This window comes from Stenotrophomonas sp. LC732, assembly GCF_052446685.1.
GTDB classification, from domain to species: domain Bacteria; phylum Pseudomonadota; class Gammaproteobacteria; order Xanthomonadales; family Xanthomonadaceae; genus Stenotrophomonas; species Stenotrophomonas muris.
The window spans coordinates 687551-709181 of the sequence record NZ_CP199214.1 but is presented as its reverse complement, the minus strand read 5'-3'; the positions used below and the strand labels follow the sequence as shown (position 1 = coordinate 709181).

The window sequence follows — 21631 nt, the reverse complement described above, 5'->3', positions numbered from 1 at the left end:
CCAACGTGAAACCGCTGCCCCCGCAAACCCAGGTCGTCCTGGATCACCTGCGTCGCCACTCGCACCTGACCTCGTGGCAGGCCGAAGGCGTCTACCGCATCCGCCGCCTTGCCTCGCGCGTCGATGAGCTGCGCGCTGCTGGCTTCGAGATCGAAACGCAGACCTGCGAGGACGCCTCGGGGCAGCGGTACACGCGCTATCGCCTGTCGCGCCGTCAGCGCCGCAGCAAGGCTCCGCTCCTGGAAGCGCGCCGCGCTCCGAAGCAGTACCGCGTCGATGCGCTGCTCCAGCTGTATCGCAACTACTGCACCGACGAGCTGGGCCTCGACGCCAACGATGCGACCGAAGAAGTCGCCGCATTCACCAAGTTCCTGCTGGAGAAGAACGCATGACCAACACTGCCACCACCGTCATTCCGTCCGCGATGCGCCTGGCTTTCGAGCGCGCATGGGCGAGCGCCGACAAGCCCTTCCGCGGCCTGGGCCGCACCGTCAAGGGTGCGCTGAATCGTCGCCTCGGCATTTCCTACCGCAAGCGCATGTGGTCCGTGGAGCGTGCAAAGCGCTGACTCCGAATACCTCCACAAAGAGCCGTGCCCGAACTGCGGCAGCAAGGACAACCTTGCGCGCTACAGCGACGGGCACGGCTACTGCTTCGGCTGCGGTCACTACGAGCCAGCCGAAGGCGAGGAGGTCTCTCAACCCACCAGCAGGAAAACCATGAGCGACTTTGCGAAGGGTGAACCGCAAGCCCTGGCGAAGCGCGGTATCACTGAGGAAGCATGCCGTAAGTACGGCTACTGGATCGGCAAGGACAAGCACGGCAAGACCGTGCAGATCGCCAACTACAAGCGCGATGGCGGCATCGTCGCGCAGAAGCTCCGCTACCCCGACAAGAAGTTCTCGTTCATCGGTGACTCGAAGGCGTGCGGGCTGTTCGGCCAGCACCTCTACGAACCGGGGCGACGCCTCGTCATCACCGAAGGCGAGATCGACGCGCTCTCCGTGGCGCAGGCACTCGGCCTCCGCTGGCCGGTGGTGTCCGTCCCGAACGGGGCGCAAGGCGCAGCCAAGTCCATCAAGCGCGAGCTGGAGTGGGTCAACGGCTTCGACGAGGTTGTGCTCATGTTCGATATGGACGAACCGGGCCAGGCCGCCGCGCAGGAAGTGGCGCTGCTGCTGACTCCCGGCAAGGCCAAGATCGCACAGCTCCCAGCGAAAGACCCGAACGAGCTGCTCCAGCGTGGCGACGCCGAGGCGATCACTCGCGCCATCTACGAAGCGCAGACCAAGCGCCCCGATGGCGTGGTGACGTTCGGCTCCCTCAAGGAGAAGGCACTCAAGCCGGTCTCGATGGGCATGCCCTGGCACGACCCGCGCCTCACCGCGCTGACCTACGGCAAGCGGTACGGCGAGGTCTACACCTTCGGCGCAGGCACCGGCATCGGCAAGACCGACTGGCTGATGGAGGAAGCAGCCTTCATCGCGCAGGAAACCGGCGACCGTGTTGGCCTGTTCTTCCTAGAGCAGCAGCCGGTCGAGACGGCGAAGCGCATGGCAGGCAAGGTTGCAGGCCGCCGCTTCCACGTTCCCGATGGGAGCTGGACGCAGGAGGAACTGGAAGCCGCGTTCGAGATTCTCGACAAGGGCCAGGTGTTCATCTACGACCACTTCGGCTCGTCCGAGTGGGACGTGATCGAAGCCAAGATGGCCCACATGGTCGTCGCCGAGGGCGTCAAGCACATCGTCCTCGACAACCTCACGTCGTTCGCGGCCGGTGCCGAGGACGAGCGGAAGATGCTGGAGGACACGATGGCGAAGATCGCGCAGTTCGCGCAGCGCCACCTCATCTGCATCTACCTGGTCTCGCACCTCGCCACGCCGGAAGGCAAGCCCCACGAGGAAGGCGGGCGCGTGATGCTCCGTCACTTCAAGGGCAGCCGCGCCATCGGCTTCTGGACGCACTTCGCCTTCGGCCTGGAGCGCAACACGCAGGCCGAGAACGAGGCCGAGCGCAACTGCACGACCTTCCGCGTCCTCAAGGATCGCTTCACCGGCCAGTCGAACGGCCAGGTTCTCTACTACAGCTACGACCACGCATCCGGCCGTCTGCTCAATGCAGATGCTCCGGGCGAATACGGCGACTTCGCCGACGAGTCATCCGATGTATCCACCTCCGACTACTGACGGCCGCTCGGTCGTCGGCTTCATCCCAGCTGATGCTCCGCTCTCCTTCGCTGAGAGCCTCGTTCTCCCCTACCAACTCCCGCGCTCCGACCAAGCCTGCCGTGTCATGTACGGCAAGCCAGGGCGGCGCGTGGTCATCCACATCAAAGCCGAGGAACTACCCCAATGAAAGAGATCGTCGCCATCGCAATCGACCTGCTGACCGCCCCGTTCCGCAAGGACACCGTGACCGACGTGGTGAAGGTGCTGGAGGGCCAGGTGGACAAGCTGTTCAAGATCAGCGCCGACCGCATCGCCACCGCCTCGACGCTGCGCGACAAGGCCGATGTCCTGCACTCGCAGGCCGACGAGCACGAGGAAGAAGCCGAGCGCGCACTGCGCGTCGCCGAGCGCTTCACCAACCTGATCCGCTAAGGGACCAACCATGACTGCCGAGCAACACGCTCGGTCCCTGTTCGACGTGTTGCCGGCCGAAGTCCGCCACCTGGTCATCCTGGGTGGCGGAAGCCTGCGCGCGTTCTACGACGGGACCGAAATCAAGGACATCGACTGCTTCTTCGTGTCACTTGCGAGCTACACCTACGTGGCCGCGTACCTGAGCGGCCGTAGCGACTGGACCAGCGAAGCCGCTCCGAACGGTATCCGCAACTTCCGCTCGCCCGAGGGTCACCTCGTGAGCCTGATCGGCTTCGAGTTCGGCACGCCGCACGAGCACTGCGCCCGCTTCGATCTGCGGTGCTGCGCCCATGTCGCCATCTACGAACCCAGCACCGACGAGGTGGTGGTCGTATCCCTCGAAGGCGCGGTTGCCGACGCATCGGAGAAGCTGCTGTTCGTGCTGAACAACAACGGCACCGAGCGCACCATCCGCCGCATCACGCACTACGTCGAGGACTACGGCTACACGCTGCATCCCGACCAGCCCGAGCAGGACGAACTGTTCGAGGACGACGACTTCTCCGGCCACGCGCCGCAGGGCGTCCACACGCCGCCGAAGGCCCCCGAGCCGGAGTACATCCTCCGCGCCCGCCGCCGCGTCCGCGCAATCCCCGTAACCAACCACGGCTACCCGTAAGGAGGACCGCCGTTGATCCTCGTATTCGACTGCGAGACCAATGGCCTCCTCGACGAACTTGACACGATCCACTGCATTTCCCTCCAAGAGGTAGATGAGACCGGCGCACCGCGCGGTCCCATCCTGTCCGCCAACGATCACGGCACGGGCGAAATGACAGTCCGTCAGGCCGTCGAGAGGCTCAAGAAGGCCAAGCGCGTTGTCGGCCACAACATCGCCGGATTCGACATTCCGGCTATCGCCAAGGTGTTCCCGGACTTCAAGGTCCAGGCGTACTTCGACACGCTGCTGATGTCCACGCTGGTCTACCCGGACCTCAAGGACCGCGACTTCAAGGCCCGCAAGAAGCAGGGAGCGAACCCGGTGTTGCCGGGCAAGCTGATCGGCCGTCACTCCCTCGAAGCGTGGGGCTACCGCCTCGGCCGCTGGAAAGGCGACTACGCGGCGCAGATGGCCGCACGCGGCCTCGACCCCTGGGCACAGTGGTCTCAGGAAATGGACGACTACTGCGACCAGGACGTTGCGGTCACGCAAGCGCTGTTCGCGTTGTTGATGAGCAAGGGCCTCCCCACCGAGGCCATCGAGCTGGAGCAGGCCGTCGCGCCGATCCTCTCGCGTCAGCAGCGCTACGGCTACCTGTTCGATCAGGAGAAGGCGCGTGAGCTGGAGTGCATCCTCGTGTCCCGGCGCACTGCGCTGGAGGCCGAGCTGCGCAAGGTCATTCCGCCGTGGAAGGTGGTGAAGCGCAAGTTCGTACCGAAGCGCGACGACAAGCGCCGCGGTTACGTCAAGGGCGTGGAGGTCACGACCTACAAGGACGTGGTGTTCAACCCGGCAAGCCGCCAGCACATCGCTGACCGCTTGACTGCAATGTACGGCTGGCAGCCCCAGGAGTTCACCGAGAAGGGCCAGCCGAAGATCGACGAAGAAGTCCTGGGCGCGCTCAAGTTCCCGATCATCCCGCTCCTGCTGGAGCACTTCATCGTCAACAAGCGCCTCGGCCAGCTCGCCGAAGGCGACGAGGCGTGGCTCAAGGCCATCAAGAAGGACGGCCGCATCCACGGCAGCGTGAATCAGAACGCAGCGGTGACCGGCCGCATGACGCACTCGAAGCCGAACATCGCTCAGGTGCCGAAGGTCCAGCACTCGAAGGAGAAGGGAATCCTCAAGGGCCAGGAAGGCGGCTACGGATTCGAGTGCCGCTCGTTGTTCTGCGTCCCAACAGGGAAGCTCCAGGTCGGCGCGGACGCCTCGGGATTGGAGCTGCGCTGCCTGGCGCACTTCATGGCAAAGCACGACGGCGGCGAGTACGCCAAGGTCATCCTCGAAGGCGACATCCACTCCGTCAACCAATCGGCGGCAGGACTGCCCACCCGCGACAACGCCAAGACCTTCATCTACGCCTTCCTCTACGGGGCAGGCGACGCGAAGCTCGGCTCCATCGTGGGTAAGGGTCGCCAGGCCGGGGCGAAGCTCCGCTCGAAGTTCCTGGCCGGGCTGCCTGCGCTGGAGAAGCTGGTACGCGGGGTCAAGAAGCGCGCGGCCGAGAAGGGATACCTGATCGGTCTCGATGGCCGGAAGCTGCACATCCGCAGCGACCACGCCGCGCTCAACACCCTGCTCCAGTCGGCCGGTGCGCTGGTGATGAAGAAAGCCCTGGTGATCCTCGACGCCGACCTGCAAGCCGCAAGGTTGGTGCCGGGCGTCCACTACGAGTTCCTCGCCAACGTCCATGACGAGTGGCAGATCGAAGTGGACGAGGACAAGGCCGAGTTCGTGGGCAAGACCGCACAGGCTGCCATCCGCAAGGCTGGCGAATACTTCGGCTTCCGCTGTCCGCTCGATGGCGAGTTCAAGATCGGAAGGAATTGGGCCGAGACGCACTGACCCGCGGCAAGCGGGACATTGCACTCGCCCTGGTGCGCCAAGCGAAACGCCGGGCAGCAAGGAAGGGACTGCCGTTCGACCTCACGTCGGACGACATCGTGGTCCCCGACTTCTGCCCGGCGCTGGGCATCCCGCTGTACCGCGCTGTCGGGCGCAAGGCCCAAGGCCCCAACTCACCCACGCTCGACCGCATCGAACCTGACCTCGGCTACGTCCGGGGCAACGTGCGCGTGATCTCCGCACGCGCGAATCAGATCAAGTCCGACGCGACTCCCTCGGAGCTTCTGCGAGTCGCCTGTTACGTCCAAGAGAACCGATGAACCCAACCAACATCCTGCGCGCCCTCGCGGCGCTGCTGGTCGTTGCCGCGCTCGCGGCTGGCGGCTTCGCAGCCTGGAAGTACACCGCAATGGCCCAGCGCGTGACGGAGCTGGAGGAGTCGGCAAAGGAACTGGCCGACCTCAAGCAGACCGTCGAGACCCTCAACCGCGAAGCCGTGCGCCGCTCTGCCTTCGATGCAGCGCTGCGGAACGCCCGCGCCACCACCAACCGCTCTGTGGAGATTGCAGCAAATGCTGACCCGGAAACTGGCGATTACCTGTCTCGCCGCATTCCTGACGAGCTGCGCCGCGCACACCTCGAAAGTCGTGCCGGAGCAGTTCCTCCAGCCGACCGTCATTGAGGGCACGCACTCCTCACTCGACGCCGTGATGGCTGACCCGACCACCACCACCTACGACCTCTACCGCTTCGGCGGCAACGCCGAGGACGGCCTCCTGCGCTGCAACGCCGACAAGGCGAGCGCCCTGGAAGTCCTCAAGGAATCGAACCGATGAACGAGAATCAGCTTCGCGTGCATTTCATTGGCGGCCCCGCTGACGGCGATGTCCGCTTGATCGCTCCGTGTACTACCTACCGCGTGGCTGTGCTCGAACACCAGCCCGAGGTTCACGCCTACAACGCCAAGTGCCCGTGCTGCACGGAGCGCATGCTGCGCCCCGTGGAGTGGAACACCGCGATCTACTTCATCCGCCGCGTTGGCGAGAAGTGCTGGGTCGCCGTACACGAGAGCATGGCATGAAGCGCGCACTTCTGATCCTGGCGCTGTGCGCTGGCCTCGCTGCGTGCGACATGAAGCCTTGGCCGCCACGCGCCGATTACGGCTCGTGCCTGAAAGGACACACCGAGAGTGGCCTGATGCTGATCCCAAACAGCAATGGCGGATTCTCGTACATCCCCACCAGCGATTACGTCTGCGACGAGTACGAGTACCCGCTCGGCGACGGCCCGGAGTACCAGGCCGGAATGAAGCGCTACGCCGCCGAGCTACAGGCGTGGTATGAGCGTCACCCGGAGAAGCGGCCATGACTTCCTACGTGACCTATCGGCCACCGCATGCGGCCGGTTCCTGGGTCATCGGCGGCAACTTCTTCGTGCAGGTCAAGGAGCGTCCGAACTGGCTGCACCGCTGGTTCGCGCTGGCGTTCCTGGGATGGCAGTGGGTGGACGCATGAACAAGCGCGGCCCCCTGCTGCTGATCGACGCCGACGTGCTGCGCTACCAGCTCGCGTTCTCGAACACCGCGAACATCGACTGGAACGGCGACGGCAACAAGGTCGAAGCGATCCAGCCCGAGCGCGCGAAGGCGAAGCTGGAGGACTACATCGACGAGATCGTCGAGAAGTTCGGCGCGCGTGATTACCTGCTGGCCCTGTCCTGCAAGAAGCACAACTTCCGCAAGGACATCGACCCGACCTACAAGCTCAACCGCGCCAGCAAGGACAAGCCTGCCCTGTGGTACGTGCTCGACGAGTTCGTATACGACGAGTTCGGCGACAAGATCGTGGAGATCGAGAACCTGGAAGGTGACGACGTGCTGGGCCTGCTGGCCTCGCACCCGAATCCGAAGCGCGCGCCAGGTAGCCGCATCGTCGTGTCCATCGACAAGGACATGCAGACGATCCCCGGCATCCGTCTCTACAACCCCAACCGTCCCGACGTGGGCGTCCGGCCGATCTCGGCTCACGACGCTGACCTGTTCTGGATGAAGCAGGTGCTCACGGGCGACCAGGTGGACAACTACCCCGGCTTCCCCGGCATCGGCCACAAGGGCGCGGACGAGCTGCTCATGCCAATCCACGAGGCGTACCGCGATGCGTCCGTCGAGGAGCACCTCGGCGCGCTGTGGAACACCGTCGTCACCACCTACACCACCCGCATCCCCCGCGGCGGCACCGAGCCGCTGTCGAAGCACGATGCGATCCGCCAAGCACGCCTCGCGCGAATCCTGCGCTACGGCGACTACAACCCCAAGACCAAGGAAGTGAAGCTGTGGAAACCCTGATCCTGTTCATCACCATCGTCGCCGTGCTGGCCGTGCTGTTCGCCTTCGTCGCCTACGGCGCTGCCTGGCTGTGGTGGCGCAGCCTCAACACCCTCGAACGTGCCATGTACCGCGACGCCGCCAGTATCAAGCTGTGGCCCGCTGCTGTCGGCGCTGTCGGCGTTGCTTGGCTGGTCGCACGCTCGCTCGCGTGACGATTAGCCCCGCTTGGCCCTAGCGTTCTCCCAATCAGCAATTAATTCGTCCCGGACGTGATCCGCTGCAACCGGACGCACAACCTTGTCATGCAAAAACACTGTGACTGTCGGTTTGCCGTCAGCGGTCTCGCCGCCGACCACCTTGAGATTTACCAGCGACTGCACCCTATTGACGAGATTGTCGTGGTCTTGCTGAGCCTTAGCGGGAGGGGAATGCTCGTAACTCGCCTCAGCGGCTACGAAGCCGTAAATCCTGTCTGCGTAGTTCTGTTGCGTGTGCGTTACTTGTTCGTATTCGGCGTACTCGATCCCGTCCATAAGCGGCTCCTTTTCTGACCGCTGAGTATGCGGCATTAACATCCCTGTTGGTAACTGGCCCGCTTCGTGCGGGCCTTTCCTTTTCTGGAGTCCCCATGAAGATCATCGGAATTACCGGCCGCGCCCGTAGCGGCAAAGACACCCTGGCCGAGTTCCTGGTCAGCGACCACGGCTTCGTGAAGCTGTCCTTCGCGGCCCCGATCCGCGCCTTCGTGGCGGACATCACCGGCCTGCCGGTGTCCGCGATGGAGGACGGCCCGCTCAAGGAGGAGCCGCTCGACTGGCTCAACGGGCAGACCCCGCGCCGCCTGATGCAGACCGTGGGCACCGAGTGGGGCCGCGAAATGATCGACCGCGACCTGTGGGTCAAGGTGGTCGCGCAGAAGATCCGTCAGGCCCGCCGCGACGGCGCTGCTGGCGTCGTGGTGTCGGACGTTCGCTTCGACAACGAAGCGCAGTTCATCCGTGAGTGGGGCGGCCAGGTGGTCCAGGTGCTCCGCGACAGCGCGGCCCCGGTCTCGGCGCATGCCTCCGAGGCAGGCGTCCACGGCGACCTGATCGACACCGTGCTCGACAACAACGGCCCGATCCACCGCCTGCGGATGGTCGCGGAATCGCTGGCCCGACTCTAAGGGTTTAGTGGTCATCATCGGGGGAAACGACAGTTTCCCCACCTATTCATAACCCAGGAGTTCTATGCAAATCCCTCTGCACTCCTACGACCTGATCGACCTCCTGGACGAACTGCACCCCGAAGTGATCTACGACCCCGCCCAGCCGAAGGAGGAGTTCCTGCTCCGGCAGGGCGAGCGTCGCCTGATCCTGCGGCTCAAGGCGCTGCGGAAGGTCGAGCAGATGGATCACCGCGCCCGCTAACCATGTGCAGCAAGCCCAACATGCCGGACCAGCAGGAGAAAGACCCGATCCTGCTGACCCGCCAGGACACCCAGCCGACCGGCCACGCGGCCGATCAGCGGCGTAAGTCCAAGGTCCGCCTGGACCTGAACAACGCAACGCAGTACCAAGGACTGACCATCCCGAATGGCTGACGCCAAGCAGACCTCGGCCCAGAAGCAGACGGCCGCGAAGCGCTACGGCGATCTCAAGTCCAACCGCAAAGAAGCCGAGACGCGCGCCAAGCGCTGCGCCAAGGTCACCCTGCCCCGCCTGTGGGTGGACGAGGGCGCGAAATCGCGCACCCCCGGTTCCGCCTACATCGACACCGGCCCGAAGTGCGTCAACGCCCTGGCCTCGAAGATCGTGCTGGCCTGGCTCCCGCCGAACGCCTCGGTATTCAAGCTCGCGCCTGACCAGGCCGTCGCCGAGAACATCGCCGAGCAGGCTGGCGTGGAGACCTCCGAACTGGAGGCCGCGCTGGTGGACGTGGAGCGGGTCATCGTCAACGACCTGGAGACCAGCGGCGTTCGCCCGGTCCTCAGCGAGGCGGCCAAGCACGCCATCGTCCTCGGCAACTTCCTGCTCTACGACCCCGACGAGGGCAAGCCCAAGCTGTACCCGCTGACCTCCTACGTGACCGACCGCGATGGCCTGGGCAACGTGCTGGAGATCATCACGCTCGACAAGATCGCCCCGGCCATGCTGCCGGACTCGATCCGCGCGGCGGTGATGCAGAAGCTCGCCCAGGAACGCGACGAAAAGACCAAGAACGACGACGTGAACCTCTACACCTGGGTGCGTCGCTCGGAAGATGGCAAGGAGTGGGAAGTGGTCCAGGAGGTCGAGGGCGTCGAAGTCCCCGAGACCGTGGGCACCTACCCCATCGACGCCTGCCCGTGGATTCCCCTGTGCGCCCCGCCGTCCCTCGTGGACGACTACGGCGAGGGCTTGGTCTACGACTACGTGGGCGCGTTCGAGTCGCTGGAGGCGCTGCGCAAGGCGATCCGTAAGGGTGCCGCCGCCCTGGCGAAGATCATCATGTTCCTCAAGCCGACCTCGACGATCCGCGAGCGCCAGCTCACCGAGGCCGAGTCCGGCGCGGTGCTGCGTGGCGAGGCCAGCGACGTGACCACGCTCCAGCTCCAGAAAGCCTACGACCTGAACTTCGTGCGTCAGGAGGCCGAAGGGCTGGCGAACTCGCTGGAGCTGATCTTTGGCGTGAAGTCCGCCGTGCAGCGCCCCGGCGAGCGTGTGACCGCCTACGAAATCCGGGTGCTCACCCAGGAACTCGACGACGCCCTCAGCGGCTTCATGGCGATGTCGGGCGAGCAGCTCTTGCTGCCGCTGATCCGCCGCCGCCTGCACAAGCTCCAGAAGCAGGGTCGCCTGCCCGAGCTGCCGCAGGAACTCATCAAGCCGCGCATCACCGTAGGCATCGCCGCCCTCGGCCGCGGCCACGACCTGAACAAGCTGATCGAGTTCGGTCAGGCAGTGGATGCGCTTGTCGGCGCAGAGGAGAAGGCACGCCGCCTCAACAGTGGCGAGGCGATCTCCCGACTGGCCGCCGCTTCCGACATTTCCACCAAGGGCCTGATCCGCTCCGACGACGAGCTTGCTGCCGAGCAGCAGGACGCCTCGGCGCAGGAGGCGATGGTCCGTGCCGCTCCGAATATCGCCTCAGCGATGACCCAAACCCCGTAACCCCCGAGAAGGACGCAATGTCGAACGAAACCACCGAGAAGCCCGCCAAGCCGACCAAGGAAGCCCCGAAGGCTCCGAGCGTCGAGCGTAAGGGCAAGGCCGAGATCACCCGCAAGACGAACGGCCTGGTCATCGTCAACTACAAGCCCGAGGACAAGTAATGTCGCAGCCGGGCAAGTCCGAAGTGACCGTCAGCCTTGACGGCATCAACGGCCAGCCGACCCCAGGTCAGCAGCCGCCGCAGAACTCCCAGGACACCCAGCAGCCCGCACCGGGCGCGCAGGGTGGCACCGATGGCGAGCGCCTGTTCGGCGGCAAGTACAAGACCGTGGAGGAGCTGGAAGCCGCCTACGCAGAACTGAGCACGCCAGCCGACGACAAGGGTGGCAAGGGCGGCCCCGCGACCATCGACGACGCCACCGCGGATGACGCGCGTGACGCCCTGGCGCGGGCTGGCCTGAACCTGGACGACTTCGCCACCGAGTTCAACTCGAACGGCTCGCTGTCCGAGGAGAGCTACAAGAAGCTCCAGGACGCGGGCTATCCGAAGGAGCTGGTGGACGTGTACGTCGATGGCCTGCGCGCTCGCGTGCAGACCTACGAGAACGCCGTCTACTCGCCTGCAGGCGGCAAGGCCGGTTACGACGGCCTGGTCCAGTGGGCCAAGACCAACCTGAGCGCCGAGCAGAAGCGGGCGTTCAACGAAGCGGTGCAGTCCGGCGACGCCGGACGCGCAGCGCTGGCAGTCCAGGGCCTCGTCGCCCTCCGTGGCGGCAACGGCCGCCTTCTGAACGGCAAGACCGCGGCGAACGCCGATGCCGGTCCCAAGCCGTTCCAGTCGCAGGCGCAGGTCGTCGAAGCGATGCGCGATGTGCGCTACCACCGTGATCCGGCTTACCGCGCGGAAGTCTCCGCCCGCCTGGCCGTGTCGCCGCTGTTCAAGTAATCCACTCAACCTCAAGCAAGGACTAAATGTCGGACGCAATCCCCTCCCGCCTGGGTCAAGCCCAGGCCAACGGCGACGCCTGGGCGCTGTTCAAGCAGAACTACACTGCTGAAACCATCACCAGCTTCGTCGAGAACTACAAGCTGGACGGCCGCGTGTCGGTGCGCAACATCGAGAGCGGCAAGTCCGCCTCGTTCCCGAACGTCGGCACCATCGGCTCCGAGTACCATGTGCCCGGCACCGAGATCAAGGGCATGGTGGTCGAGCACAACGAGACCATCATCACCCTCGATCCGATGCTGATCTCGCACGCCTTCATCGCCAACATCGACGAGGCGATGAACCACTACGACGTGCGTTCCGAGTACACCCGTCAGCAGGGTGCGGAGCTGGCGCTCAAGCGTATGCAGAACGAGCTGCGCTGCGCGATCCTGGCCGCTCGCACCACCGAAGGCAAGGTCGAAGGCCAGCCGGGTGGTGCCATCATCAAGGCCGCCACGATGGCCTCCGATCCGACCGTGCTGGCCGATGCGTTCCGCAACGCCCGCATGCTGTTCGACGAGAAGCTGCTGCCGGACAACCCGCAGGAGTTCACTGGCGCACTGGCCCCGGCTCAGTGGTATCTGCTGACCGAGAACAAGGACTTGATCGACCGCGACATCAACGCGGAATCGAACGGCTCCTACGGCCAGGCGATCATTTCCTCGGTCGCTCGCATCCCGCTGGTGAAGATCAACGCGATGCCGCGTGTCGATGAGTCGGCCCTGGCCTCGATCCCTGCCAAGTACCGCGGCAACTTTGCGGACACCGTGGGCGTGATCTTCCACCGCTCGGCGGTCGGCACCCTCAAGCTGCTGGACCTGTCCCTGGAGGACGTGTACCAGGGCGAGAAGCAGGGCACCCTGATGCTGGCGAAGTACGCGCTGGGTCACGGCATCCTGGCTCCGCGCGGTGCCATCGAGCTGTCGAAGGCTCCGTAAGCAATACAGCGCCGTTGGGCAAATCCCGCGGCGCTTCAATCTCTCTCCATCTACGGGGGACATCCACATGGGTGTCCCCCGTTTTTTTGCCCCGAATCCATGAACCTCGAACTCACTCCGACCACGGAACTCGAAGCCGTCAATGTGCTGCTCGGTGCTATCGGCGAAGCGCCGATCAGCGACCTCGAAGCGCTCGGCAACCTGTACGCCTCGCAGGCGCGCGACACCCTCCGCGCGGTGAGCCGCGAGGTCCAAACCGCTGGCTGGTGGTTCAACACCAGCGAGTCGTTCACCTTCACGCTCAACGCGGAAGGCAAGGTGCTGCCGCCGCAGTCGATCCTCAAGCTCGTCCCCGCACGCGGAAGCGAGCCGCTGGTGATCCGAGGCACGCGCCTCATCAACCCGCTCACCCTCGCCGACACGTTCTCGTCGGCACCCACCGCCGACTTCGTGACCTGGTTCCTCGCCTACGAGGAGCTGCCCGAGTCGGCCCGCCGCTACATCGCCGTGCGCGCTGCGCGTTTGTTCCAGACGAGCGTGCTGGGTAGCGACCAGCTCTACGTGTTCACCGAGAAGCACGAGGAGGAGGCATACCTCATCTTCGCGCAGGAGCACGCTGACTTCACCTACGCCCGCGGCCACAACTTCCTCAGTGGCTCGACGGACGTGTCTGATATTTGGGACCGCTGATGCCGCTAATCACGGGGGACTATCCCTCGTTCCTGGGAGGCGAGTCGCAGCAGGACGATACCGTCCGCTCGCCGAACCAGCTCACCAAGGCGATCAACGCCTGGCTGCATGCCGCAATGGGCGCGGGCAAGCGCCCGCCCGCCGAGTTCGTTGCTGGACTTGGCGTCACCCTCGATCACGACTGTGCCTTCCACTCCATCGTCCGCGATGAGAACGAGCGCTACATCGTCGCCGTGGGTCACCGCAGCATCCGCGTGTTCGACCACGAGACCGGCAAGGAATACACCGTCAATGCCACGGGCGACGCGCTCAACTACTTGGACACCCAGGGACAGCGTGCGTGGTCGTGCTTCGCGCTGGCGACGTTCTCCGACACCACCTTCATCGTCAACCGGCTGGTAGACGTGAAGCAGAGCGACGAGCTGTCGCCCGGTTCGCTGTACGGATCGGCGCAAACGATGTCCGACCTGCCGAAGCCCGGTGACAAAGGCTCGGCCGTTGTGCCGACCGGCGCGATCTACAACATCATCGGCTCGTCCGAGTCGCAGTTCGACGACTACTACGTCCAGAAGCAGTCCTCCTCGGTCTACCTGGAGGTCGCCCGGCCGGGCATCAAGCACCGCTTCGATGCCAAGACGATGCCGCACATCCTCAAGCGCATCCCCGATCCGGTGCATGCGGACGGCTTTTGGTTCTCCTTCGGTGGACCGGAGTGGACCGCTCGCCTCGCGGGTGACGAGCAAAGCAACCCGTTCCCGTCCATCGACGGCCAGCGCATCCGCGAGGTGTTCAAGCACCGGGACCGCCTGGGCTTACTGGCCGGGGAGAACGTGCTGATGTCCGAGGTCTCCGACCCGTTCAACCTCTGGCGCACTTCGGTGACCCAGGTGCTCGACGCCGACCCCATCGACGTAAGCGTCAGCGGGTCGAACGGCGTCACCACGCTCTACCACGCAGTTCCGTTCCAGTCGGCCCTGTTCCTTGCCGCTGCGGGCGGCCAGTTCCTCCTGACCGCCGAGCCGTACCTGGCCGCCAAGAACGTCAAGAGCGATCCGGTCAACAGCTACAGCAGCTCGCCGTACATCCGGCCGAAGCTGATGGGCGAGTCGCTGTACTTCACCGAGGACAGCGGCGCATACGCAAGCGTGCGCGAATACTTCATCGACGACCTGTCGGTGACCGGCGACGCCGCCGACGTGACCGCGCATGTGCCCAAGCTGATGCCGGGCCGCATGCGAGCGATGGCGAGCGCAAGTGGTGCCGACTGCGTGTTCTTCGCTCCTGACGAGCCGACCGACGCGCAGCTCTACGTCTACTTCGTCCGCTGGATCGGTGACGAGAAGCAGCAGTCCGCATGGACGCGCTGGTCAATCTCCGGCGTCGGCCGCATCGTCCACATGCACGCCATCAACGACGTGCTGTACGCCGTCGCGGAAGCGCCGGGAGGCGGCTGCGAGCTGCTCAAGTTCCGCATGGTGCTCAACCAGCACGACGCGGACGCCACGGGCGACTACAACTTCCTGCTCGACCGCATGCTGGTGGTGCAGCCCACCTATCAGCAGTTCGGCAACGAGACCTGGATCGACCTACCCTACATCGTGCCCGATGGCATGACGGTCACCGTCCTCAAGACGGACGACTGGCAAGACCCCGGCGCGTACCTCGACATCACCAAGGCGCGCTGGGACAACGCCCGCACCCGCCTCGCGCTCCCCGGTAACCACACCGAGGGCCGCGTGGTCGTCGGCATGGACTACGAGCACCGCCTCACGCTGACCAAGCCCATCGTTCGCGGCGGGCAGAACCAGGCCGTGCTGGTGGGCCGCACGCAGGTGCGTGACATCGAGGTCGCCTACAAGGACGGCGCGTACTTCGAGCTGGAGGTCGAGCAACACGGCAACGGCCGAGTCGAGACCTACGTGGCGTCGCACTCCGGTGCGTACACCGCGCGCGTCCTCAACGACTCGGTGTTCCGCACCAGCGCCCCGACGTTCCACTCCGGCTCTCGCCGGTTCCCCGTGCTGGGTGACGCCAACAGCGTCCGCATGCACCTCGTCAACCGCCTGCCGTTCCAGTGCTGGTTCCAGTCAGCACAGTGGCGCGGCATGTTCGTCTCCCGCAGCCGAGTATGACCCTGACCTATCGAAGCCCCACCGCCAGCGACATCCTCCACGTCGCCGAGAACATGCGGCAGGAGGACATCCTGGAGGTGGCGGCTTCGCATGGTCACACCCCGCTCCAGGCGCTCGCATACGCAGTGACCGCGAGCGACCGCAGTTTCGCCGCGATGCACGACGGTTCTCCCGTGTGCATCTTCGGCTTCACCCAGCACGCCGAGGGTATCGCCTCGGTTTGGCTGCTGGGCACCGACGCCCTGGTGGCTCCCTCGTTCCGCCGCACGTTCCTCCGAGAAGCTCGGCGGATCAGCGACGAGTGGGCGGCCACCTTCGGCACCATCTTCAACTTCGTCGATGTCCACGCCGTCACCACGCGGCGATGGCTCGGCTGGCTTGGCTTCCGCGAGAGCGGCGTCGAGTCCGCCTACGGCTTCGCCAAGACACCCTTCGTCCGAGTAACCAAGACCCCATGTGCAACCCCGTAGCAGTCCAGGTCGGTATCGCCGCAGTCAGCGCGATGGCGACCATGTACGGCCAGAATCAGAACAACAAGGCCATCGAGGAAGCCGCGGAGCGTCAGCAGGAGCAGATCAACGACCAGGCCGCCGAGCGCACCCAACAGCGCATGGAGGAGGCCCGCGCACTGCGATCCGCGATGCGCGCCTCCGCAGCAGAAGCGGCAGTGTCCGGCAACTCGGTCGAGCTGCTGGCGAACGACATCATGGCCCAGGCTGGCCGTGACGTGGCCCTCATCGAGAAGAACCGCAGGAACGGAGTCGTCGAAAGCGGCTCCGAAGCACGCGCTCGTATCCGCACCGGCAATGCCGAGGCGATGGGCGGCGTGATGCAGTCAGGCGCGAACGCCTACAGCAACATCCAAACCTACAAGCGCTATTCCATCCCCGGAGACGAGTAACCCGTGGCTCGCACGAAACCCCAAGAGATCATCCGCCGCGCGCAGGTGCCGCAGCGTCTCGCCGAGCGCCCCGTTCTGGCGGTGCAGGCTGACCAGGCGTCCTCCGCTGGTGCCGGTGCCCTCTCTCGCACCGCCGCTGCGGTGCTGACGCGCGTCTCGGATTCCGTCAACTCGCAGATGATCTCCAACAGCCGCGAGCAGTACACCGCCGCGGCGACCCAACGTATGCAGGAGGACGCCGAGGGTACGCCCCGGCAGGCCGAGGACTTCGTTGCCCAGCAGTCGGAGTCATGGCGTCGCGGCTACCTCAAGGCTGACGGCATCATCCGCGTCCGCGACTGGCAGATCGAAGCGGCCAAGGAGATCGCCAAGGCCGAACCCGGCACCGACATCGAGCCGCTCATCAAGGAGCGGATGGCGGCGCTGACGCAGAACCCCGAGTTCCAAGACCCGCAGGTCCGCAAGGCCCTGATGCCGGTCGCCATGCGCGCCGCGCAGCAGGTCCGCCAGCAGTGGCAGGCCGACTCGATGCGGGAAATGCTGGTGCGGCAGAAGGAGTCGCTGACCGCGATCATCCGCGACGGCATCAAGGGCGGCACGTTCCTCACCTCCGAGGGCATGAACGGCCTGTACGCGATGCTGGATCAGGAGGAGTACGCCTACCTCAACAAGCGCGACGTGGACGAACTCTACGTCGAGGCCGCCAAGGAGGAGCTGGCTGCGGGCAACCGCGATCCTCAGTCGATCCTGGCGTTCCTGGAGAAGGACCGCGGCGACGGCCAGCCAGGCTTGATGAACACCGAGCACGGCGACGAGCTGCGCGCGGCGGCTGCCGCTGGTGCCCGCGTAATCGCACACCGCGAGGACGAGGCACGCAAGCAGGCGATGGCCGAGGCGGAGTGGACGCTCCAGGGCCTCGCGGATCGCGGCCAGCTCACCCACAAGACCATCGACACCTGGGCCAGCAAGTTCGGCCTGAGCGGCGGCGACCTCCAGTCCTTCAAGCGCTACTGGAACAACCAGCAGGAGCAGACTCTCCGCCGCTGGGAGCAGGAAGCGAAGGAGCGCGCCCGAGAGGAGCGCATCCGCAAGCTGGTCGCCGGGGGCAACCCCTACGAGATCAGCGACGCCGACCTCAAGAAGCAGGCCGGTAAGGAGTGGGAGGAAACCCCGCAGGCCACACGCGGCCAGGTGCTCCAGAAGTGGGCACGGCAGGGCATCGTCATCCCTCAGCTCGAACGCATCCTCAAGCGCGCCGACCCGGCGTTCCAGGAGAACTTCCAGAACGCCGCGACGCTGTACGAACAGCTCCGCAAGGTCTCGCCCAAGTACGCCGATACGGTCGCTGGCGGCGAGGCTGCCGCGATGCTGGACCAGTACCTCTACGACACCCGGCGCAGCGGTCAGTCGCACCAGGAGGCCGCTCGCGTCCTGACGCAACCGAAGCGCGAAGTCGAGGAGGCCCGCTCGGTCATCAACGACACCTGGAAGTCCGGCATCAAGGACTACCTGGAGATCGACGGCAAGCCGCGCGACCCGCGTGAGCTGCACCGCATCCGCCAGGAAGCCGAGCGCATCGCCTCTCGTGGCGGCGTGTCCGGCGAAGCCGCCATCCGTGCAGCGGTCGGTCAGATCGACGCCCAGCGCACGACCGTCAACGGCCGCCGCGTGCCGAACATCGGCATGCCGCAGGGTGCCGAGCCAGCGGTAGACGAGCTGATCCAGACGGTCGCGCGCAAGCTCGGCCGCGACCCGGATGAGCTGTCGGCCCTGCCCAATCCCCGCAATCCTGGGCAGTGGCAGATCGTCGGCCCCGACAACTGGCTGATCCCTGACCCTGACACCGGCCGCGCCATCGGTTTCGACCCGCGTGCCATCGCGGCACAGCACCAGCGCTGGAAGGGAGACCTTGCGGAATCCCAGGCGCGTCGTCGGGTCGAGCAGCGCACCACCTGGGCGGATCAGTCCCGGAACATCCGCGACCTGCGCTCGCAGTCGGCGACAACGGAAGTCCCCGCGACCATCGCCAAGCGCGACGCCAGCGCCGCCGAGGCCGCCGCTTTCGAGCTGCCCAAGTTCGACCTCACCAAGCCGCTGGTCCCCAACGCGGGCACCAAGCAAACCACCACCACCCCGGCAGTCCCCGAGGACTTCCTGGAGTACCTGACGAGGAAGTAAGACCGCATGTTTGAATCCCTACCCGGCGCAGACGAGAACATCGTCAAGCCGGCAACCCAGCAGCCCATCGTGCAAGCCGTGCGCGAGCGCAAGGAGCAGCGAGAGGCCGCGCAGCGCCGGAAGGATCAGACGACCGTATGGGACGGATGGGGCGCTGCCCAGGCAAAGGGCGGCATCGGCTTCATCGACCGCTTCATCACCGAGCTGGGCTACGAGCCGCAGCAGGGCTATCGCATTCCCGCAGACGCGCGCAAGCGTTGGGAGTCGATGGGCCTGCGCCCGGAGCAGTGGGAGCTGTTCGGCCGGGCCACGTCCGACGAGCACCTCTCCTATCTGGAATCCGTGGCCTTCATGAATCAGATGGCGGACGACGACCTGGCGCAGTTTGGCCTGGGCGGACAGATCGCCCTCGGCTTCACCGACCCGGTGGCAACCGGCCTCGATCTCGCCACGGGCGGCCTGGGGTACGCAGCCAAGGCCGGACGCCTCGCCAACGCGGTGCGTTCCGGTCTACAGGCTGCGGGCACCTCCGCGCTGATGTCGGCCGCAACCTCCACCTACGACCCCGAGCAGACGCTCGCGGATGGCGTGCAGAGCGCCGCCCTGTCGTTCGCGTTCGGTGGTGCCCTCGGCGCTCGCCGGGGTGCCCTGTTCGATGGCGAGGTCAAGCCTGACGTGGTGAAGCGGCTGGCTGGTGACGACTCGCTGTCGGCCGCCCGCGTTGCTGGCACCGCCACCACCGACCCGACGCCCGGCGTCCTCCCGCTGCGCAATGAGACCGCATTCGAGCAGGAGTTCACCGACAAGGCGCTGGTCAACGCGCACATCACGCCCCACTTCGCCACCGTCCGCCGCGATCTTGCTGCCCGCATGGGTAGCGCCAAGTCGCCGCTGGTGCGCGAGGCGGGCCGCCTGCTGTTCCGCGATGGCGTCGGCTACACCGATCGCTCCGTCGCGGTCCAGGAGTCCACCAGCGAGTTCGCCAAGCGCCACCTGGCCGTCATGGAGACGGAATGGCGGAGCGGAGTGAACGCCGCGTGGGACGCCTACAAGCAACGGACGGGCACGCATTGGTGGAACTTCTCCGAGCGCGCCAAGTTCAACGAGGAGGTCGGCCGTGCCGTGCGCGGTGCGCCGGACGTGTCACCGGAAGCCGCCAAGGCTGCCGGAAGCGTCGCCAAGGCGATGCGGGATGCGCTCAAGCTGGCGCAGGACAGCAACCTCGACGGCTTCGCCAACGTGGCGCAGAACGGCAACTACCTGCCGCGCTATTGGAGCGGCAAGGGCTTCAAGCGCCTGTTCGGCGAAATGCAGCTCCACCAGGACGACGTGATCGACCAGCTCATCAAGCCCGCCATGCGTCGCGCATGGGAGGCCGCCGCCGACGAAGGCGACGAGATCGACGACGAGCTGCTCGGGGCGGTTGCACGCTCCTACCTCAAGCGCGCTCAGGCGAACTTCGAGGGCGACGGGATGGACCTGCTGGTCCGCCCGCTGGACAACGATTCGGTCGAGGAGATCGGCAACATGCTGACCGAGGCGGGCGTCTCGCCCGTGCGGTCGCAAGAGCTGCTGTCCAAGCTGGAGCGCAAGACCTACGAGTCGGGCAAGCTCGACCGCGCGAAGAAGCGCATCGACCTCGACGAGACCTACTCCACCACCATCCGCAACGAGGCTGGCGAGGACGTGCAGGTCTCGATGGCCGACCTGTTCGACAACGACGTGGACTCGGTGATGACCCGCTACATGCGCGAGATCACCGGCTGGTCGGCGCTATCGTCGAAGGCTGGCATCAAGAACCGCGCACAGCTCGACCGCTTCGTGTCGAAGCTCAAGAGCGACGCCCGCAAGTCCGGCGACGACGTGAAGGACATCGAGCGCCTGATCGACATCGGCCTCAAGTCCACCTTCGGTCGCAGCACCGAACTCGATCCCGCCAGCCGTGGCGCACGCTACGCGCGGTTCCTGCGCAACTGGAACTTCGCCCGCGTGATGAACCAGGTAGGCTTCTCGCTGTTCGCCGAGCTTGGCCCGACCATCGCGCATGCTGGTCTCCGCAACTTCTGGAACTCCGTGGGTGCCGCCCGCGACTTCCTGGTGCGCGGTGCTGACGGCAAGCTGTCCTCGCAGGAGGCGCGCGTGATGGAGCGACTGTTCGCACCCGGCACCGACTGGCTGCGCAACCCGCCGTTCCTGCGCCTGGACGAGGACGCGCTCGTGCCGCAGACGTTCAATGTCAAGCACGGCGAGAAGATCGACAACGCGATGAACATGGCGACGCACGTCACCTCGGTCGCATCCGGCATGGCCCCGATCAACACGATGCTCCAACGCATCGCCGGTCGCGCCACGCTGCTGCGGCTGCTGGACATGGCGAACGCCAAGAAGCTGTCGGACGCCGAAGTGGCCCGCCTGCGCACCTGGGGCCTCGACGAGAAGGCCCAGGCCGACGTGTTCGGCTACCTGAAAGGCAAGCGACAGATCGAGCAGATCGACCCGGACAAGCTGCCGTTCCAGACGCGCGAGCGCATGGCGGCATTCCTGTTCCGCGTGACGCGACACCAGGTTCTCGAAGGTGATGCCTCGGACAGCATCGAGCTGATGCACTCCACCACCGGCCGCATCGTCACGCAGTTCCGCAGCTTCATGATCAACAGCTTCACCCGCCACTTCCTGAACTCGGTCCACCACTACGACGACTGGCGCACCTACGCGATGGTCGTGCTGTCCACCTCGGCAGCAGGGATGGGCTGGGCGGCTCGCACGTACATCAACACCGCTGGCAACCCCGAGCAGCGGAAGAAGCAGCTCACGCAGGCTAACTTCTACAAGAACGCTGTCGCGCAATCGAGCTGGTCGAACGTCATCCCCGCAGTCACCGACGCAGTGTGGGCTGACGCCTTGGGCAACGACCCGGTATTCGCCAACAACCGCTCGACCGGCCTGGAGAACGGCGTGATGGGCATCCCGTCCATCGACCTGTTCAACAAGGTCTACGGCAGCACGCGGATGATCGGCTCGGCCATCCGCGACGACGAGGAGATCACCGAGAAGCAGATGCGCGACTTCTGGAAGATTTGGTGGTTCAACAACATGACGGGCGTCCGCAACATCGCGGATCAAGCCCTACAGCAGTTCCCCGACCGCAAGGACGGGACTGATCGACCGTAACCAGGAGGCCCTTCGGGGCCTCCACCTT

At 65.5% G+C, this 21631-nt stretch carries 28 protein-coding genes; 27 read left to right on the top strand and 1 reads right to left on the bottom strand.

What is annotated here, in order from left to right:
- Positions 1–5: 5 nt before the first annotated feature.
- The 14 genes from ACT6SE_RS03410 (at position 6) to ACT6SE_RS03345 (ending at position 7686) form a co-directional block, all read left to right on the top strand.
- Positions 6–392 carry a helix-turn-helix domain-containing protein gene (locus ACT6SE_RS03410; RefSeq protein ID WP_004154592.1) on the top strand — a complete coding sequence of 129 codons (387 nt, stop codon included), beginning with the start codon at positions 6–8 and terminating at the stop codon, positions 390–392.
- On the top strand, positions 389–568 hold the full coding sequence (locus ACT6SE_RS03405) for a hypothetical protein (protein WP_049434079.1): 180 nt from the start codon (positions 389–391) through the stop codon (positions 566–568). Before ACT6SE_RS03410 ends, ACT6SE_RS03405 begins: the two co-directional genes overlap by 4 nt.
- The gene (locus tag ACT6SE_RS03400; RefSeq protein WP_004154589.1) at positions 555–2186 is read left to right on the top strand and encodes a toprim domain-containing protein; all 1632 of its coding nucleotides are present in this window, start codon (positions 555–557) and stop codon (positions 2184–2186) included. The genes ACT6SE_RS03405 and ACT6SE_RS03400 overlap by 14 nt, the downstream gene beginning before the upstream one ends.
- A 165-nt stretch (positions 2187–2351) precedes the next feature.
- Positions 2352–2600 (top strand): hypothetical protein, encoded by a 249-nt coding sequence (locus ACT6SE_RS03395; protein WP_005412417.1) that lies wholly within the window; start codon positions 2352–2354, stop codon positions 2598–2600.
- 10 nt (positions 2601–2610) lie between these two features.
- A complete protein-coding gene (locus ACT6SE_RS03390; protein ID WP_049434078.1) occupies positions 2611–3261 on the top strand; it encodes a hypothetical protein in 651 nt (216 codons plus the stop codon).
- Between the two features lie 12 nt (positions 3262–3273).
- Positions 3274–5148 carry a DNA polymerase gene (locus tag ACT6SE_RS03385; protein WP_065428010.1) on the top strand — a complete coding sequence of 625 codons (1875 nt, stop codon included), beginning with the start codon at positions 3274–3276 and terminating at the stop codon, positions 5146–5148.
- Complete coding sequence (locus tag ACT6SE_RS03380; protein WP_050483582.1) at positions 5130–5468, top strand: hypothetical protein; 339 nt, start codon at positions 5130–5132, stop codon at positions 5466–5468. Before ACT6SE_RS03385 ends, ACT6SE_RS03380 begins: the two co-directional genes overlap by 19 nt.
- Positions 5465–5830, top strand: a complete 366-nt coding sequence (locus ACT6SE_RS03375) for a hypothetical protein (RefSeq protein WP_005412414.1) — start codon at positions 5465–5467, stop codon at positions 5828–5830. The genes ACT6SE_RS03380 and ACT6SE_RS03375 overlap by 4 nt, the downstream gene beginning before the upstream one ends.
- 28 nt (positions 5831–5858) lie before the next feature.
- On the top strand, positions 5859–5984 hold the full coding sequence (locus tag ACT6SE_RS03370) for a hypothetical protein (RefSeq protein WP_258013034.1): 126 nt from the start codon (positions 5859–5861) through the stop codon (positions 5982–5984).
- Positions 5981–6229 carry a hypothetical protein gene (locus ACT6SE_RS03365; RefSeq protein WP_004154585.1) on the top strand — a complete coding sequence of 83 codons (249 nt, stop codon included), beginning with the start codon at positions 5981–5983 and terminating at the stop codon, positions 6227–6229. The genes ACT6SE_RS03370 and ACT6SE_RS03365 overlap by 4 nt, the downstream gene beginning before the upstream one ends.
- Positions 6226–6516, top strand: a complete 291-nt coding sequence (locus tag ACT6SE_RS03360; RefSeq protein ID WP_049434075.1) for a hypothetical protein — start codon at positions 6226–6228, stop codon at positions 6514–6516. The genes ACT6SE_RS03365 and ACT6SE_RS03360 overlap by 4 nt, the downstream gene beginning before the upstream one ends.
- Complete coding sequence (locus ACT6SE_RS03355; RefSeq protein ID WP_160314061.1) at positions 6513–6662, top strand: hypothetical protein; 150 nt, start codon at positions 6513–6515, stop codon at positions 6660–6662. Before ACT6SE_RS03360 ends, ACT6SE_RS03355 begins: the two co-directional genes overlap by 4 nt.
- On the top strand, positions 6659–7492 hold the full coding sequence (locus ACT6SE_RS03350) for a hypothetical protein (RefSeq protein WP_004154583.1): 834 nt from the start codon (positions 6659–6661) through the stop codon (positions 7490–7492). Before ACT6SE_RS03355 ends, ACT6SE_RS03350 begins: the two co-directional genes overlap by 4 nt.
- Positions 7480–7686, top strand: coding sequence for a hypothetical protein (locus ACT6SE_RS03345; protein WP_049397854.1), 207 nt, complete (start codon positions 7480–7482; stop codon positions 7684–7686). The genes ACT6SE_RS03350 and ACT6SE_RS03345 overlap by 13 nt, the downstream gene beginning before the upstream one ends.
- Positions 7687–7689: 3 nt before the next feature.
- Here ACT6SE_RS03345 and ACT6SE_RS03340 read toward each other — a convergent pair whose 3' ends face one another.
- A complete protein-coding gene (locus ACT6SE_RS03340; protein ID WP_150359514.1) occupies positions 7690–8007 on the bottom strand; it encodes a hypothetical protein in 318 nt (105 codons plus the stop codon).
- A gap of 95 nt (positions 8008–8102) precedes the next feature.
- Here ACT6SE_RS03340 and ACT6SE_RS03335 point away from each other — a divergent pair, with 95 nt between their 5' ends.
- From ACT6SE_RS03335 to ACT6SE_RS03275, 13 genes are all read left to right on the top strand, one after another.
- Positions 8103–8639, top strand: coding sequence for a deoxynucleotide monophosphate kinase family protein (locus ACT6SE_RS03335; RefSeq protein WP_049434072.1), 537 nt, complete (start codon positions 8103–8105; stop codon positions 8637–8639).
- A gap of 64 nt (positions 8640–8703) precedes the next feature.
- Positions 8704–8883 (top strand): hypothetical protein, encoded by a 180-nt coding sequence (locus ACT6SE_RS03330; protein WP_049434071.1) that lies wholly within the window; start codon positions 8704–8706, stop codon positions 8881–8883.
- Positions 8884–8903: 20 nt separating this feature from the next.
- On the top strand, positions 8904–9056 hold the full coding sequence (locus ACT6SE_RS03325; RefSeq protein ID WP_005412406.1) for a hypothetical protein: 153 nt from the start codon (positions 8904–8906) through the stop codon (positions 9054–9056).
- A complete protein-coding gene (locus ACT6SE_RS03320; RefSeq protein ID WP_444811095.1) occupies positions 9049–10605 on the top strand; it encodes a portal protein in 1557 nt (518 codons plus the stop codon). The genes ACT6SE_RS03325 and ACT6SE_RS03320 overlap by 8 nt, the downstream gene beginning before the upstream one ends.
- A gap of 17 nt (positions 10606–10622) precedes the next feature.
- The gene (locus tag ACT6SE_RS03315; RefSeq protein WP_004154577.1) at positions 10623–10766 is read left to right on the top strand and encodes a hypothetical protein; all 144 of its coding nucleotides are present in this window, start codon (positions 10623–10625) and stop codon (positions 10764–10766) included.
- A complete protein-coding gene (locus ACT6SE_RS03310) occupies positions 10766–11551 on the top strand; it encodes a capsid assembly protein (RefSeq protein WP_049434070.1) in 786 nt (261 codons plus the stop codon). Before ACT6SE_RS03315 ends, ACT6SE_RS03310 begins: the two co-directional genes overlap by 1 nt.
- Before the next feature lie 26 nt (positions 11552–11577).
- A complete protein-coding gene (locus tag ACT6SE_RS03305; protein ID WP_049434069.1) occupies positions 11578–12531 on the top strand; it encodes a hypothetical protein in 954 nt (317 codons plus the stop codon).
- A gap of 99 nt (positions 12532–12630) precedes the next feature.
- On the top strand, positions 12631–13221 hold the full coding sequence (locus ACT6SE_RS03300; RefSeq protein WP_005412402.1) for a hypothetical protein: 591 nt from the start codon (positions 12631–12633) through the stop codon (positions 13219–13221).
- A complete protein-coding gene (locus ACT6SE_RS03295; protein WP_049434066.1) occupies positions 13221–15353 on the top strand; it encodes a phage nozzle protein in 2133 nt (710 codons plus the stop codon). Before ACT6SE_RS03300 ends, ACT6SE_RS03295 begins: the two co-directional genes overlap by 1 nt.
- A complete protein-coding gene (locus ACT6SE_RS03290; RefSeq protein WP_049434065.1) occupies positions 15350–15823 on the top strand; it encodes a hypothetical protein in 474 nt (157 codons plus the stop codon). Before ACT6SE_RS03295 ends, ACT6SE_RS03290 begins: the two co-directional genes overlap by 4 nt.
- Before the next feature lie 32 nt (positions 15824–15855).
- On the top strand, positions 15856–16254 hold the full coding sequence (locus ACT6SE_RS03285) for a virion core protein, T7 gp14 family (protein WP_049434063.1): 399 nt from the start codon (positions 15856–15858) through the stop codon (positions 16252–16254).
- A gap of 3 nt (positions 16255–16257) precedes the next feature.
- Entirely contained in the window at positions 16258–18432 is a 2175-nt protein-coding gene (locus ACT6SE_RS03280) for a hypothetical protein (RefSeq protein WP_049434061.1), read from the top strand.
- A gap of 6 nt (positions 18433–18438) precedes the next feature.
- Entirely contained in the window at positions 18439–21603 is a 3165-nt protein-coding gene (locus ACT6SE_RS03275) for a hypothetical protein (RefSeq protein WP_049434058.1), read from the top strand.
- Positions 21604–21631 lie beyond the last annotated feature (28 nt).

Coding starts and splice junctions, on each gene's coding strand:
- ACT6SE_RS03405 (WP_049434079.1), top strand. CDS start 389: ATGACCAACACTGCCACCACCGTCATTCCGTCCGCGATGCGCCTGGCT.
- ACT6SE_RS03395 (WP_005412417.1), top strand. CDS start 2,352: ATGAAAGAGATCGTCGCCATCGCAATCGACCTGCTGACCGCCCCGTTC.
- ACT6SE_RS03390 (WP_049434078.1), top strand. CDS start 2,611: ATGACTGCCGAGCAACACGCTCGGTCCCTGTTCGACGTGTTGCCGGCC.
- ACT6SE_RS03375 (WP_005412414.1), top strand. CDS start 5,465: ATGAACCCAACCAACATCCTGCGCGCCCTCGCGGCGCTGCTGGTCGTT.
- ACT6SE_RS03370 (WP_258013034.1), top strand. CDS start 5,859: ATGGCTGACCCGACCACCACCACCTACGACCTCTACCGCTTCGGCGGC.
- ACT6SE_RS03365 (WP_004154585.1), top strand. CDS start 5,981: ATGAACGAGAATCAGCTTCGCGTGCATTTCATTGGCGGCCCCGCTGAC.
- ACT6SE_RS03360 (WP_049434075.1), top strand. CDS start 6,226: ATGAAGCGCGCACTTCTGATCCTGGCGCTGTGCGCTGGCCTCGCTGCG.
- ACT6SE_RS03355 (WP_160314061.1), top strand. CDS start 6,513: ATGACTTCCTACGTGACCTATCGGCCACCGCATGCGGCCGGTTCCTGG.
- ACT6SE_RS03350 (WP_004154583.1), top strand. CDS start 6,659: ATGAACAAGCGCGGCCCCCTGCTGCTGATCGACGCCGACGTGCTGCGC.
- ACT6SE_RS03340 (WP_150359514.1), bottom strand. CDS start 8,007: ATGGACGGGATCGAGTACGCCGAATACGAACAAGTAACGCACACGCAA.
- ACT6SE_RS03335 (WP_049434072.1), top strand. CDS start 8,103: ATGAAGATCATCGGAATTACCGGCCGCGCCCGTAGCGGCAAAGACACC.
- ACT6SE_RS03330 (WP_049434071.1), top strand. CDS start 8,704: ATGCAAATCCCTCTGCACTCCTACGACCTGATCGACCTCCTGGACGAA.
- ACT6SE_RS03325 (WP_005412406.1), top strand. CDS start 8,904: ATGCCGGACCAGCAGGAGAAAGACCCGATCCTGCTGACCCGCCAGGAC.
- ACT6SE_RS03320 (WP_444811095.1), top strand. CDS start 9,049: ATGGCTGACGCCAAGCAGACCTCGGCCCAGAAGCAGACGGCCGCGAAG.
- ACT6SE_RS03315 (WP_004154577.1), top strand. CDS start 10,623: ATGTCGAACGAAACCACCGAGAAGCCCGCCAAGCCGACCAAGGAAGCC.
- ACT6SE_RS03310 (WP_049434070.1), top strand. CDS start 10,766: ATGTCGCAGCCGGGCAAGTCCGAAGTGACCGTCAGCCTTGACGGCATC.
- ACT6SE_RS03305 (WP_049434069.1), top strand. CDS start 11,578: ATGTCGGACGCAATCCCCTCCCGCCTGGGTCAAGCCCAGGCCAACGGC.
- ACT6SE_RS03300 (WP_005412402.1), top strand. CDS start 12,631: ATGAACCTCGAACTCACTCCGACCACGGAACTCGAAGCCGTCAATGTG.
- ACT6SE_RS03295 (WP_049434066.1), top strand. CDS start 13,221: ATGCCGCTAATCACGGGGGACTATCCCTCGTTCCTGGGAGGCGAGTCG.
- ACT6SE_RS03290 (WP_049434065.1), top strand. CDS start 15,350: ATGACCCTGACCTATCGAAGCCCCACCGCCAGCGACATCCTCCACGTC.
- ACT6SE_RS03285 (WP_049434063.1), top strand. CDS start 15,856: ATGGCGACCATGTACGGCCAGAATCAGAACAACAAGGCCATCGAGGAA.
- ACT6SE_RS03275 (WP_049434058.1), top strand. CDS start 18,439: ATGTTTGAATCCCTACCCGGCGCAGACGAGAACATCGTCAAGCCGGCA.